Consider the following 13,515-nt stretch of genomic DNA (forward strand, 5'->3'; position numbering starts at 1 on the left):
CTTCTATACCTCGACACGTTCGAACCGGCCGCCGTACTCGTTGCCTCGAACGCCCCCTCCATCACCGTTCTCAGTGAACTCATGGGGGATGATTGTGCCTCCCGTCCTCGGCGTACGGCCGCCAATCGCGAGTGCTCTTGCCGTTGCTGGGGCCAAAGACGTTGCTGTTCTCGGTGTTCGGTCGATAATTCAGAGTCCGGAATTACGTGCCTATGCTGATGTCGAAGCTGGGAGGCACAAGGCCCGGGTCCATCTCGTCGATGCCTCGCCCCTTGTTGATCTCGTTGAGAGCGGGACGTTCCTGTTCGCACCTGAGAAGACCCAGGATGCGGTCAACGCCTTCCTGGATGACCTAGACGGACGCTATCCGAACGTCGCGACGGCAACATTATCAAGCACGCACCTGCCGTGGTTGCGGTCATACTTGGAAAAAGCGCGCCCGGGCCGACCGCTCCTGGACCCGCTAGAGGACGCTATAGCAGAGATCAAACCCCATGCGGTATTGGGCACCGGCAAGGTTCTTGGCTTGGTAACCGAGGGGGAGCGCTACAAGGCCGCAGACTTCCGATTGATGCTCGACCGCCTTGGCGTCTCCTTACCTCTGCATACTGTCCGCCTGTAGTTCAGCTTGTCCTAATAGCAAACAGCCATGCTTTGATGGTCACTTTGTACCCCCCATCCACTGTCGACAGCCAGTTGATCGAGTTTTGACCTTAATTCACGCCCTTCGGCACGTTTTCCGGCGGCACCGTGTCGACCACCTTCTGGCGATGGAAGATGAACAGGCCGGCCAGCACGACGATGCCCGAGCCGATCAGGATGCGCGGGCCGGGCATGTCGCCGAAGAAGGCCAGGCCGAAGATGACGGCCCACAGCAGCAGGCTGTAATGCAGCGGCGCCAGCGTCGAGGCGGGCGCCAGCTTCAGCGCCCTGGTGATCATCAGATGCGCGCCGCAAGAGACGATGCCGAGAAGCAGCATGGCGCCGAAATCCAGCGAGGACGGCGTCTGCCAGTTGCCGATGGTGAGAAGTCCGCCGACCAACAGCGTACCGATGGTTTGCCAGGTAACGAGCGAAGTGTCGCTGGTGCCACGCAGCCGACGGTTGAGGATGATGGCGAAGGCGAATGAAATGCTTCCGGCCAGCGCGAAGGTCGACGACAGCGAAAACGCCGCCGAGGACGGCTTCAGCATGATCAGCACGCCGCAGAAGCCGACCAGGATCGCCATCCAGCGACGCCAGCCGACCTTTTCACCGAGCAGCAGGTGAGACAACGCCGCAACGTAGATCGGCCCCGCCATGTAGAAACTCATGACGTCGGCGAGCGGCAGATAGACGACGGCGGCATAGAACAGCGCCGTGTCGAGCGTCGTCATGACAACGCGCAGGACCTGCAGTTCCAGGCGCTCCATGCGGAACAGCTTGGCCGTGCCTTGACGCGCGATCATCGGGCCGAGCACGAAAAAGGCGCCGATGGAACGGATCAGCACGACCTGGCCGACCGAAAAGCTGGCGACCAGCCACTTGCCCATCGCATCGTTCAACGCAAACAGGAAATCGCCGGCCAGCATCAGCAGAATGCCGGCCAAAAGCACGTTCCTGATCGTCGAATTCTGGGCTGTTGGCTCTGCCATGCCGATCTTGCTTCCTCCCGCATGAAAGCTCGGTGAGCCGCCTCGTAGACGCAAGCAGTCGCTTTGACGAGCGGAAATCGGGAAACTGGCCGGACCAGAGCCGGAAATCGGCTGGGCCTACACTCATGAACATGATCGAAACGGCGCTTAAACGGCCTACTTTGGCCGTGGCCGGATGATGATCGGACGATAGATCACCGGCCTGTCCCAAGGATCGAACGCCGACGCGCTTCTCAGGTCCGCGCGGCGCGCGAGATCAATGCGCTGCAGACATTCGGCGAAGGCGTCATTCTTCCTGACGAAGCCGTACGACCGGCATTTCGCCTCGTCCGCGGCACGGCGGTCTTCCGCCGTCATGCAGCCTGTGCAGATCGCCGCCAACGCAACGGCCATCGCCGTCTTGTGCCACATAGCATCCTCCTCGACATAAAAGTGGAGGCTAATTGTAGACTTATGATCAAGACCTATCAATCCGATCGACGCGCGGGTAGTGGGTCAGTTTGAAATTCAAAGGCGATAGTCGAATTCCCAACGCCCCAGCCGTGTAAGCTGGGCCGCTACGGCGTCCCAAGTTTCGCCCTCTGCGTCAGCGCAACGATCTGTAAGAAACCTTTCAAGTTCGACGTAGTCGAATCTCGGCATGAAAATAACGTTCTCACCGGAGAACACCTTACCGTTTTGCGACCGAAGGAACCAATTCGGAGAGCAGACCGTCGCCGTAAATGCGTCTGCAGTGTTACTGCCTTGCGGGCCGGCATAGAAATCGATGGTAATGGAGAAGTCCGTAGCATCGCGCGGCCCCCATTCGTCGAGTGCGAACGCGCCTGCATTGACGTCTAAAATTCGGCTACCCTTGTACTGCGCTCTCATGACTTCGGTTTTTCTCGCCTTTTGTACGGCCTGCGAACCATTGGCTTCTCGGCTTCCTTACCCACTACCGACGCGCGGGGTTTTGCCCTACTTGGCCTGGTGCAACGGGCGATGCCTGCGGTTCACCGTTCCCGGCCGTCCCGCGATCGAGAGCCGCGTGTCCTGCCTGGTCCGCTCGGCCACCACCTTGCCCCTGGCGATGACGCAGAGGCGCTCGGGGCGCAGACGCAAGGCCTCGACCGGATCGCCGGCATCGAGGACGACGAGGCTGGCGCGCTTGCCGACCGCCAGGCCGAGATGGTCGAGGCCCATGATGGCGGCGTTGACATTGGTGACCATGTCGAAGCACCGCGCCATGTCGGCCGGGCTCGACATCTGAGCGACGTGAAGGCCCATGAAGGCGACGTCCAGCATGTCGGCGGTGCCCAGCGAATACCAGGGGTCGAGCACGCAATCCTGGCCCCAGCCGACGCGGATGCCGTGGGCAAGCATCTCCTTGACCCGCGTCAGACCGCGGCGTTTAGGAAAAGTGTCGTGGCGGCCCTGCAGCATGATGTTGATCAGCGGATTGGGGATCGCCGAGACGCCTGCTTCGGCGATCAGCGGCAACAGCTTCGAGACATAGTAATTGTCCATCGAGTGCATCGAGGTGAGATGCGAGCCGGCCACCCTGCCCTGCAGGCCGAGGCGCTGCGTCTCATAGGCCAGCTGCTCGATATGGCGTGACAGCGGGTCGTCGGTCTCGTCGCAATGCAAGTCGACCATCAGGCCGCGCTTTGCCGCGATTTCGCACAGTTCCGTCACCGAGCGCGTGCCGTCGGCCATTGTGCGCTCGAAATGCGGAATGCCGCCGACGACGTCGACACCCATGTCGAGCGCGCGGATGGTGTTGTCGCGCGCCATCGGTGAGCGATAGAAGCCATCCTGCGGGAAGGCGACCAGTTGCAGGTCGATGTAGGGGGCGACCGTCTTCTTCACGTCGAGCAGGGCTTCGACCGCCAGCAACCTGATATCGCAGACATCGACGTGGGTGCGGATGGCGAGCAGGCCCATCGACACCGCCCAATCGCAATAGGCGAGCGCGCGCTCGCGCACCGCTTCGTGCGTCAGCAGCGGCTTCAGCTCGCCCCACAGCGAAATGCCTTCCAGCAGCGTGCCCGACGCGTTGATGCGCGGGATGCCCAGGGAGAGCGTAGCGTCCATGTGGAAATGCGGATCGACAAAAGGCGGCGAGATCAGATTGCCATGGGCGTCGATCGCCGTGCCCGCGGTTACGTTCAGCTCGGGCTCGATGGCCGCGATCGTTTCGCCGACGATGCCTATATCGGCGATCGTGCCGTCGGGCAGCATGCCGCCGCGAACGATAAGGTCGAAATTCATCTGTCGTCATCCCTTTTCAGAATCACACTACTGCAGCGCATCCCCTTGGACGCGCAAGGACGCTGCGGCACTTTGATTTTGCGCATGATCCCCAGCGAAAATCGATTCCGATTTACGGGGAGCCATGCGCATCGTGGCGCACAGGTTGCCGCAGCCGTTTCCTCCCGCGGCGGTCAATGGTTCCATCCGGCCGCAACTCACTCTATAAGCCGCCTTTCGTTGTCGCGGTTTCAGGGATCAGCCGTTTGTTTCGATTTTTCCGCTCGTCGGAGAACCTGCACCTCATCGTGAGGCTGCTCAGGGAATCGTTCCGCAAACACATGTTCGGCTACGGCATCGCCATAGTGGCGATGCTGGTGGTGGCCGGCATGACCGCGGCCAGCGCCTGGATCATGCGCGACATCACCAACGAGTTCATGATCTCGCGGGACGTCAAGCGGATCTACCTGATCGCGGCCGCGGTCGCCGCCATCTTCATCATCAAGGGCGTCGCCACCTTCGTCCAGGCCTATTTCCTCAGCCGGGTCGGCAACAGCATCATCGCCGAGCGGCAGCGCAAGATCTACGACCGGATCCTGGCGCAAGGCATCGAATTCTACCACTCGACCTCCTCGTCCGACCTGATCACCCGCATGACCAACAACGCGCAGGCCGCGCGCAGGGTGCTCGACCTCGTCGTCACGTCGTTCGTGCGGGACCTGGTTTCGCTCATCGGCCTGCTGCTGGTCATGTTTATCCAGCAACCGGCGCTGTCGCTGGTTTCCTTCATTGTCGGACCGGCGGCGATCTATTTCGTCAACCGCATCCTCAAGCGGATCCGCAAGATCACCGAGATGGAATTCCGCTCCATCGGACAGATCGTGCAGGTGATGCAGGAAACGACGATCGGCGTGCGCGTCGTCAAATCCTTCAATCTCGAGGATTCGATGCGCAAGCGCATGCACAAGGCGGTCTCCGATGTCGAACGCCGGGCCAACAGCATTGCGACGCTGGAGGCCGGCACCAGCCCGATCATGGAAACGCTGGCCGGGTTGGCCATCGCCGGCGTCATCCTGGTCAGCGGCGTTCTCGTCGTGCAGGGTGGGCAGACGCCCGGCAGCATCATGGCCTTCATCACCGCGCTCCTGCTTGCCTACGAGCCGGCAAAGCGCCTTGCCCGCGTCCGCATCTCGCTGGAGACCGGCATGGTCGGGGTGCGCATGATGTTCCAACTGGCCGACCGGCCGCTGACGCTGGCCGAAAAGCCCGATGCCAGGCCGCTCCTGCCTGGCCCGGGCGAAATCCGGTTCGACGATGTGAGCTTCGCCTATCAGGACGGCCAACCCGTGCTGGAACACTTCGACCTGACCTTCGCGGCCGGCAAGATGACGGCGCTGGTCGGGCCTTCGGGCAGCGGCAAGTCGACCATGCTGAACCTGATCATGCGTATGTACGACCCGCAAAGCGGCAAGGTGCTGTTCGACGGCCAGGATATTGCGCACGCCACGCTCGCTTCGCTGCGGCAGAAGATCGCCTATGTCAGCCAGGACACGTTCCTGTTTGCCGGCACGGTGATGCACAACATCCGTCTCGGGCGGCAGGACGCGAGCGACGAGGACGTGATCGCTGCCGCCAAGGCGGCCAATGCCCACAACTTCATCACCGCCATGGCGAAAGGCTACGACACGGAAGTCGGCGAGAACGGCGCGCTGCTTTCCGGCGGCCAGCGCCAGCGCATTTCGATCGCGCGCGCCATGCTGCGCAATGCGGAGATCCTGCTGCTGGACGAAGCGACCAGCGCGCTCGACGCCGAGTCCGAGGCGCTGTTTCGCGATGCGCTGCAACAGCTGACGGTCGGACGCACGACCATCGTCATCGCCCACCGCCTATCGACCGTGCACCAGGCCGACACGATCGTGGTTCTGGAAGCCGGCAAAGTGGTGGAAAGCGGCGCGCATCGGACGCTGCTCAAACAGGGCGGGCTTTATCAGAAGCTTTATGAGTATCAGTTGATGCCATGAATGGCCTTCCTTCTCCCTTGCTGTGGGAGAAGGAAGAGCGAACCTATTCCGGCACATACCTCACCGCACCCTTGGCAGCGCTGGTCGCCATCGACGCATAGGCGCGCAACGCCGTCGTCACCTTGCGCTTGCGCTTTTCCTCGGGCTTCCAGGCGGCAGCGCCCTTGGCCTCCATCGCCGCGCGGCGCGCGGCCAGTTCCGCGTCGTCGACGGCAAGCCGGATGGTACGGTTCGGGATATCGATCTCGATCGTATCGCCCTCCTGCACCAGCCCGATCAGCCCACCTTCCGCCGCCTCCGGCGAGGCATGGCCGATCGACAGGCCGGAGGTGCCGCCGGAGAAGCGGCCATCGGTGATCAGCGCGCAGGCTTTGCCGAGGCCTTTCGACTTGAGATAGCTGGTCGGGTAGAGCATTTCCTGCATGCCGGGGCCGCCGCGCGGTCCCTCATAGCGGATGACGACGACGTCGCCGGCCTTGATCTCGTTCGACAGGATCGCCTTGACGCTGGCGTCCTGGCTTTCGAACACCCGGGCCGGGCCGGTGAATTTGAGGATGGATTCGTCGACGCCGGCGGTCTTCACGATGCAGCCGTCGAGCGCCAGATTGCCTTTCAGCACGGCAAGACCGCCATCCCTGGAGAAGGGGTGTTCGGCCGAGCGGATGGCACCTTTCTCGCGATCGAGATCGAGCTCATCCCAACGGCGGTCCTGGCTGAAGGCGACCTGCGTCGGCACGCCGCCCGGTGCGGCAAGGAAGAAATCACGAACGCTCTGGCTGGACGTGCGCGAGATATCCCAATGATCGAGGGCTTCGCCGAGGCTTGCCGTGTGCACCGTCGGCAGATCGCGGTTGATCAGCCCGGCGCTGTCGAGCTGGCCGAGGATCGCCATGATGCCGCCGGCGCGGTGGACGTCCTCCATATGGACGTCGGCCTTGGCCGGCGCCACCTTGCACAGCACCGGAACCCGCCGCGACAACTGGTCGATGTCCTCCATGGTGAAGTCGACCTCGCCCTCATGCGCGGCAGCCAGGATGTGCAGCACGGTGTTGGTCGAGCCGCCCATGGCGATGTCGAGCGTCATGGCGTTCTCGAAGGCAGCCTTCGAGGCGATGCGGCGCGGCAGCGCGGTTTCGTCGTCCTGCTCGTAATAGCGCTGGGCGAGATCGACGATCAGATGGCCGGCCTCGACGAACAGCCGCTTGCGGTCGGCGTGAGTAGCCAGTGTCGAGCCGTTGCCGGGCAATGAGAGACCCAGCGCCTCGGTCAGGCAGTTCATCGAATTGGCGGTGAACATGCCCGAGCAGGAGCCGCAGGTCGGACAGGCCGAGCGCTCGATGGTCTTGACGTCCTCGTCGGAGATCTTGTCGTCCGCGGCCGCGACCATGGCGTCGACCAGATCGAGCGCCTGCGTCTTGCCGGCGAGCACCACCTTGCCGGCTTCCATCGGCCCGCCGGAGACGAAGACGGTCGGGATGTTGAGACGCAGCGACGCCATCAGCATGCCCGGCGTGATCTTGTCGCAATTGGAGATGCAGACCATGGCGTCGGCGCAATGCGCATTGACCATGTATTCGACCGAGTCGGCGATCAGCTCGCGCGACGGCAGCGAGTAGAGCATGCCGTCATGGCCCATGGCGATGCCGTCGTCGACGGCGATGGTGTTGAACTCCTTGGCGACGCCGCCGGCCTTTTCGATCTCGCGCGCGACCAGCTGGCCGAGGTCCTTGAGGTGGACATGGCCCGGCACGAACTGGGTGAAGGAATTGACCACGGCGATGATCGGCTTGCCGAAATCCGAATCCTTCATGCCGGTGGCGCGCCACAGGCCGCGGGCGCCGGCCATGTTGCGGCCATGGGTGGTGGTGCGGGAGCGATAGGCGGGCATGCGTCTTTCCTTGCTGGCTGGCGCGCCGGACTGGCCGAGCGGCGGAGCGGAATTCGGGTCGCAGGCCTTATAGACGCCAGGGTGTGGTCTGGCCACAATTTTGCGCTGCGCCAGATTTTCCCAAGAAAATTTGATGACACTGTCGGATTGCGTACCGCCCGGGCGTCCTTGGGCAAACGGCAGGGCAAATAACACCAACGCCAAGCCAGGCCGTTTCACCGTGATAGCCAACTGCAACAGCCGAGGAGCAAGCAAATGCAAAAGATCACCCCCTGCCTGTGGTTTGACGACCAGGCCGAGGACGCGATGAACCACTACATCTCCATCTTCAAGAATTCGAAGGTGCTGAGCGTGATGCGCTGGCCCAAGGGCAGCGGCGATCATGAGGGAAAGGTGTTGGTGGCCTCATTCGAGCTCGACGGCGTTCAGTTTCAGGCGCTCAACGGCGGGCCGCAATTCAAGTTCACCGAGGCAATCTCGCTGTCCATCAACTGCAAGACGCAGGAAGAGGTCGACCATTTCTGGAACAGGCTAATCGAGGGAGGTGGCGAGCCCAGCCAGTGCAGCTGGCTGAAGGACAAGTTCGGCGTCTCCTGGCAGGTCGTGCCGGAGCAATTGCCCAGGCTGCTGCAGGATCCAGACCAGGCCAAGGCCGGCCGGGTGATGCAGGCGATGATGCAGATGGGCAAGATCGACATCGCCAAGATCGAAGAGGCAGCCAAGGGATGATCGAACGCGCTCTTCCCTTCTCCCACAAGGGGGAAGGGGCGCAGTTCAAGCCGCCTTGTCGCGGACCTGATAATCCTTGACCGCGGCGAAGCGGATCGCCTTCCAGCGCTCGGCCTCGTAGTTGAGCGAAAAGGCGTGCTGGGCCAGAAACACCGGGTCGTTGTCGAGATCGCGGGCGATGTCGCCGCGATGCGCCTCGATGAAGCGGTGTACCTCGGCCTTGTCGTCGGCCGATATCCAGCGGCAGACCGAAAAGCGCGACATCTCGAAATCGACGGGCAGCGTGTATTCGACGTTCAGCCGCTCCTTCAAGACATCGAGCTGCAGCGCGCCGACGACACCGACGATTGCCGGTGAGCCGTCCTCCGGCGAGAACAATTGTACGACGCCTTCCTCGGCCATCTGGTGCAGCGCCTCTTTCAGCTTCTTGGCCTTCATCGCATCGCCGAGGCGGACACGACGCAGGATTTCCGGCGCGAAGTTCGGCACGCCGCGAAACAGGATCTCCTCGCCCTCGGTCAGCGTGTCGCCGATGCGTAGCGTGCCGTGGTTGGGGATGCCGACGACGTCGCCGGCAAAAGCCTCGTCGGCGGTGACGCGGGTGCGGGCGAAGAAGAATTGCGGCGCAGACAGCGACATCGGCTTGCCCGTGCGCACCAGCTTGGCCTTCATGCCGCGCTCGAGCTTGCCCGAGCAGACGCGGACGAAGGCGATGCGGTCGCGGTGGTTGGGGTCCATATTGGCCTGGATCTTGAAGACGAAGGACGTCATCTTGTCCTCGGTCGCCTCGACCTTGCGGGTGTCGGCCTCCTGCGCACGCGGCGGCGGCCCGTAGGCGCCGAGCGCCTCGATCAGGTCGCGCACGCCGTAATTGCGCAGCGCCGAACCGAAATAGACCGGCGTCAGATGGCCCTCGCGAAACGCGTCGATGTCGAGCGGACGGCAGGCTTCGCGCGCCAGTTCCAGCTCCTCGATGAAATCCTCGCGCTCGTTTTCCGGCAACAGGCCGGCGACGCGGTTGGAGTCGGGACCGTTGACCGGCGTGCGTTCCTTCTCAGCGTCGCCCTTGCGCACGGCGTTCAGCGCCAGATGATAGGTGCCAGCAAAGGTCTTGCCGCGCCCGATCGGCCAGGTGACGGGTGCCGTATCCAGCGCCAGCTTCTGCTCGATCTCGTCGAGGATCTCGAACGGATCGCGGCTTTCGCGGTCCATCTTGTTGACGAAGGTGATGATCGGGATGTCGCGCAACCGGCAGACCTCGAACAGCTTCAGCGTGCGCGGCTCGATGCCCTTGGCGGCATCGATGACCATGACCGCCGCGTCGACCGCCGACAGCGTGCGATAGGTGTCATCGGCGAAATCCTCGTGGCCGGGTGTGTCGAGCAGGTTGAAGACGTTGTCCTCGTACTCGAAGGTCATCACCGAGGTGACGACCGAAATGCCGCGCTCGCGCTCGATCTTCATCCAGTCCGAGCGGGTCTGGATGCGGTCCTTCTTGGCCTTGACCTCGCCGGCAAGCTGGATGGCGCCGCCGAACAGAAGCAGCTTTTCGGTCAGCGTCGTCTTGCCGGCGTCGGGGTGCGCGATGATCGCGAAAGTGCGGCGGCGCGCCACCGCGTGCGTGATGTCTTCAGCCAATTTATGGAATCCCATGTGGTGCGCGGCTTCTAGCAGCGCTTTTGTGGCCTGTCGAACAATTTTGGGCGGATGGCCCTCGCCCGGTCTTGAGATAGGGTCGCCGCAACGACATCAGAAGACCCGATTCGACAAAGGACCATCCATGAGCGCAGCCAAGCAAGTCATCGTCGTCGGCGCCGGCATCATCGGCGCGTCCATCGCCTGGCATCTGGCGAAGGTCGGGGCGAAGGTGACCGTCGTCGCCGATAGCGGCGCCGGCGGCCTCGCCACGCCGAATTCCTTTGCCTGGATCAATGCAAGCTGGGGCAATCCGAAACCGTACTTTCGGCTGCGCACCCGTTCGATGGCCGAATGGACGCGGCTGGCACAAGACCTGCCCGGCATTCCACTCGCCTGGTGCGGTGGCCTGTGCTGGGACCTGCCGCCGGCCGAATTGGAAGCCTATGCCTCAGAACATTCGTCCTGGGGCTATGGCATCGAGCGCATCGATCGTGCGGGGGCCGCACGCATCGAGCCCAATCTTGCCGAGCTTCCCGATTTCGCCCTCCATGTGCCTGGGGAAGGCGTTGCCGAGCCGGTCGCGGCCACGCGGGCGCTGCTGGCCGATGCCGAGCGGCGCGGCGCGCGGGTGATGGCCGGAACCGCCGTGACCGTGTTGGTGGAGGCCAACGGCAGGGTGACCGGCGCGGATACGCCAAGTGGACGCATTGACGCCGACGAGGTGGTGATCGCGGCGGGCGCCGGCTCTCCGGCAATCGCGGCGACCGCCGGGATAGACCTGCCGATCGAAACGCCGCCCGGCCTGATCGTCCACTCACGCCCCTACGAAAAGCTGCTCAACGGCCTGGTGATCGGCGACCGGCTGCACATGCGACAGACTGCCGAGGGCCGCATCATCGCCGGTTCGGATTTCGGCGGCGCCGATCCCGGCATGGATGCCGAAGCTACCGCCCGCGCGCTGTTTGCGGCGATGAAGGGCGCATTGCGCGGCGCCGACGGGCTGGAACTGGATTTCCACACGGTCGGTTACCGGCCGACGCCGATCGACGGCTTTCCGATCATCGGCCGCGCTGAAGGCGTGAGCGGCCTTTACGTCGCGGTCATGCATTCCGGCATCACGCTGGCGCCTGCCGTCGGCCTGTTCACCACGCGCGAAATCCTGGACGGCACACGCGATCCGTTGCTTGAGCCCTATGGGCTGGGGCGGTTTGCTTAATAGGCCCGGCGGCCCTGCGAACGAGGCAATCGCTTCAGGTTTGCGCCGCCCACCGGCACCGCTCACCGCCCTCTGTTGTGCGTCCGCTCGTAAAGTTCGCGGATGATCCGGCTTGCCGTGGAATCGAACAGGAACGGCAGGAAAGCGTGAACGAGCGCGGCGAATGCCGCCATGAACAACCGTGACGAGAACCACGCGGCGAAAGCCATGTGGCCGAAATAGGTTTCGCCCACCGACGCCGGGTGAGAGGTGAAAAGTCGTGCAAGCCGTGCTGTCATGTCGATTCCCTCCTGTCGGCCATGCGGACCCGATAATGAACAGCTTGACACGAAACTCCGGTTCATCGGTCCCAAATCATCCTTGCATCTGATCAATTGTTGGGACAAACATCCCACATGACGCTGAACATCGATGAAATCGACCGAAGATTGCTGGCCGAGCTGCAACGCGACGGCACACTGTCGGTCGACCAATTGTCGGAAAGAGTGTCGCTGTCGCGCAACGCCTGCTGGCGCCGGGTGAAGCGGCTTGAGGAGGACGGCGTTATCACCGGCCGGGTGGCGCTGGTCGATGCCGACAAGCTCGGCCTCGGCCTCTCGGTGTTCATCCTGGTCCGGACCTCCAATCACGATCCGGACTGGCTGCAGAAATTCCGCGCGGCAGTGACCGGTTTTCCCGAGATCACCGGCGTCTACCGCATGTCCGGCGACCTCGACTATGTGCTGCGCGCCCGCGTCGCCGACGTGAAGGCCTATGACCGGCTCTATCAGCGGCTGATCGCCAAGGTGGCACTGTCGGACGTTTCGGCTTCTTTCGTCATGGAGGAGATCAAGGAGACCACGGTCGTTCCCGTCGAACTGCGCTGAAGCGGAACCGCGCTGAAAGAAAGCCGTTGATAGCCTTGCCGCCGAGTTGACCGAATCGGCGCTGGCGGCGATAGGATCAACCTTATGCGCGCAGCACTCTACCCCTCCTCCGTCATCGGTCCGGCCGTCGGCTTCGTCAGGCTGCCGCATGGCGAAGGCCTGCCGCTTCCCGCCTATGAAAGCCCGGGCGCCGCAGGCATGGATCTGCGCGCCGCGGTGCCGGACGACCGGCCGCTGCTGATCCTGCCGGGGAAACGCGCGCTGGTGCCGACCGGGCTGATCCTGGAGATACCGGAGGGCATGGAAGGTCAGGTCCGGCCGCGCTCGGGCCTCGCCTTCAAGCACGGCCTCACCTGCCTCAACACGCCGGGCACCATCGACAGCGACTATCGCGGCGAGGTGAAGGTACTGCTGATCAACCTCGGCGACGAGGATTTCGCGGTGACGCGCGGCATGCGGATCGCCCAGATCGTCTTTGCGTCCGTGATGCAGGCAGCCGTCGAAGAGCGGACATTGGCCGGTGGCACGACGCGCGGCTCCGGCGGGTTCGGATCGACCGGCACGGCCTGATGAAAATACCCAAGTTGGTTATCTTCGATTGCGACGGGGTTCTGGTCGACACCGAGAACCTGGCCAATCGACGCCTCGCCGAATGGCTTGTTGCCGCCGGCTTTCCGGCGAGCTTCGAATATTGCCGCAAGAATTTCTCCGGCCGCAGCATGGCCTCGGTGCAGAAGGAGGTCGAGGCGACCGGCATCAGCCTCGGCACCGATTTCGTCGAGCGCTGGAACGCCGGCCTGCCGGACCTGTTCGCCCATGGCGTCGAAGCGATCCCCTACGTTCGGGAGTTCGTCGAAGCCGTGCGCACGGCCGGCATCGCGACGTGCGTCGCCTCTTCGGCTCGGGTGTCGAAAATGCACATCACGCTCGGCCAGACCGGGCTGCTGCCGCTGTTCGAGCATGCGCTGTTCAGCTCGACCATGGTCTCGCGCGGCAAGCCGTTTCCCGACCTGTTCCTGCACGCCGCAAGCACAATGGGCTTCGCGCCCGCCGACTGCATCGTCATCGAGGACAGCGTCGCCGGGACGCATGCCGGCATTGCCGCCGGCATGCGGGTGTTTTCCTATCACGGCGACCCGCATTCCGACCGCGACGGCCTGGCCGAGGCCGGCGGTATCCTGTTCGACGACATGCGCGCGCTGGCCGGGCTGGTGCCGATCCACTGATCTGATATTCAGCCTTCTATCCGGCTGTACGCCTCAGTCGTCCGTGCTAGCTTGCGAACGCTCGACAG

The 13,515-nt window shown here is 63.4% G+C and carries 14 protein-coding genes; 7 read left to right on the plus strand and 7 right to left on the minus strand.

Annotated features, from left to right (window positions below; all coding sequences use genetic code 11):
* Positions 1-94: 94 nt before the first annotated feature.
* A complete protein-coding gene (locus tag E5X88_RS16520; protein WP_292163079.1) occupies positions 95-622 on the plus strand; it encodes a hypothetical protein in 528 nt (175 codons plus the stop codon).
* Between the two features lie 91 nt (positions 623-713).
* On the opposite strand, the gene E5X88_RS16525 is transcribed toward E5X88_RS16520, so the two are convergent.
* The 4 genes from E5X88_RS16525 to E5X88_RS16540 form a co-directional block, all read right to left on the minus strand.
* A complete protein-coding gene (locus E5X88_RS16525) occupies positions 714-1,634 on the minus strand; it encodes a DMT family transporter (RefSeq protein ID WP_292163080.1) in 921 nt (306 codons plus the stop codon).
* A gap of 156 nt (positions 1,635-1,790) precedes the next feature.
* Positions 1,791-2,045, minus strand: coding sequence for a hypothetical protein (locus E5X88_RS16530; protein WP_292163081.1), 255 nt, complete (start codon positions 2,043-2,045; stop codon positions 1,791-1,793).
* Positions 2,046-2,141: 96 nt separating this feature from the next.
* The gene (locus E5X88_RS16535) at positions 2,142-2,504 is read right to left on the minus strand and encodes an Imm8 family immunity protein (RefSeq protein WP_292163082.1); all 363 of its coding nucleotides are present in this window, start codon (positions 2,502-2,504) and stop codon (positions 2,142-2,144) included.
* 87 nt (positions 2,505-2,591) lie between these two features.
* The gene (locus E5X88_RS16540) at positions 2,592-3,884 is read right to left on the minus strand and encodes an amidohydrolase family protein (protein WP_292163085.1); all 1,293 of its coding nucleotides are present in this window, start codon (positions 3,882-3,884) and stop codon (positions 2,592-2,594) included.
* 245 nt (positions 3,885-4,129) lie between these two features.
* Between E5X88_RS16540 and E5X88_RS16545 the strand changes: the two genes are divergently transcribed.
* A complete protein-coding gene (locus tag E5X88_RS16545) occupies positions 4,130-5,884 on the plus strand; it encodes an ABC transporter ATP-binding protein (RefSeq protein ID WP_292163087.1) in 1,755 nt (584 codons plus the stop codon).
* Between the two features lie 43 nt (positions 5,885-5,927).
* Here E5X88_RS16545 and ilvD read toward each other — a convergent pair whose 3' ends face one another.
* Positions 5,928-7,772 (minus strand): dihydroxy-acid dehydratase, encoded by a 1,845-nt coding sequence (gene ilvD / locus E5X88_RS16550; RefSeq protein WP_292163089.1) that lies wholly within the window; start codon positions 7,770-7,772, stop codon positions 5,928-5,930.
* Positions 7,773-8,027: 255 nt separating this feature from the next.
* Here ilvD and E5X88_RS16555 point away from each other — a divergent pair, with 255 nt between their 5' ends.
* A complete protein-coding gene (locus E5X88_RS16555) occupies positions 8,028-8,501 on the plus strand; it encodes a VOC family protein (protein ID WP_292163090.1) in 474 nt (157 codons plus the stop codon).
* A gap of 45 nt (positions 8,502-8,546) precedes the next feature.
* Here the strand turns inward: E5X88_RS16555 and E5X88_RS16560 are convergent, their stop codons facing one another.
* Positions 8,547-10,139 carry a peptide chain release factor 3 gene (locus E5X88_RS16560; RefSeq protein ID WP_292163091.1) on the minus strand — a complete coding sequence of 531 codons (1,593 nt, stop codon included), beginning with the start codon at positions 10,137-10,139 and terminating at the stop codon, positions 8,547-8,549.
* A 142-nt stretch (positions 10,140-10,281) separates the two neighbouring features.
* Here E5X88_RS16560 and E5X88_RS16565 point away from each other — a divergent pair, with 142 nt between their 5' ends.
* Entirely contained in the window at positions 10,282-11,355 is a 1,074-nt protein-coding gene (locus E5X88_RS16565) for an FAD-binding oxidoreductase (RefSeq protein ID WP_292163093.1), read from the plus strand.
* 62 nt (positions 11,356-11,417) lie between these two features.
* Here the strand turns inward: E5X88_RS16565 and E5X88_RS16570 are convergent, their stop codons facing one another.
* The gene (locus E5X88_RS16570) at positions 11,418-11,633 is read right to left on the minus strand and encodes a DUF6356 family protein (RefSeq protein ID WP_145721838.1); all 216 of its coding nucleotides are present in this window, start codon (positions 11,631-11,633) and stop codon (positions 11,418-11,420) included.
* Positions 11,634-11,750: 117 nt separating this feature from the next.
* On the opposite strand from E5X88_RS16570, the gene E5X88_RS16575 reads away from it, so the two are divergent.
* The 3 genes from E5X88_RS16575 to E5X88_RS16585 all read left to right on the plus strand — a co-directional run bounded on the left by E5X88_RS16575 (position 11,751) and on the right by E5X88_RS16585 (position 13,447).
* On the plus strand, positions 11,751-12,221 hold the full coding sequence (locus E5X88_RS16575; protein WP_292163096.1) for an Lrp/AsnC family transcriptional regulator: 471 nt from the start codon (positions 11,751-11,753) through the stop codon (positions 12,219-12,221).
* Between the two features lie 84 nt (positions 12,222-12,305).
* Positions 12,306-12,791 (plus strand): dUTP diphosphatase, encoded by a 486-nt coding sequence (gene dut / locus E5X88_RS16580; RefSeq protein WP_292163098.1) that lies wholly within the window; start codon positions 12,306-12,308, stop codon positions 12,789-12,791.
* Positions 12,791-13,447 carry an HAD family phosphatase gene (locus E5X88_RS16585; RefSeq protein WP_292163099.1) on the plus strand — a complete coding sequence of 219 codons (657 nt, stop codon included), beginning with the start codon at positions 12,791-12,793 and terminating at the stop codon, positions 13,445-13,447. The genes dut and E5X88_RS16585 overlap by 1 nt, the downstream gene beginning before the upstream one ends.
* Positions 13,448-13,515 lie beyond the last annotated feature (68 nt).

This window comes from Mesorhizobium sp., assembly GCF_004962245.1.
Lineage (GTDB): Bacteria > Pseudomonadota > Alphaproteobacteria > Rhizobiales > Rhizobiaceae > Mesorhizobium.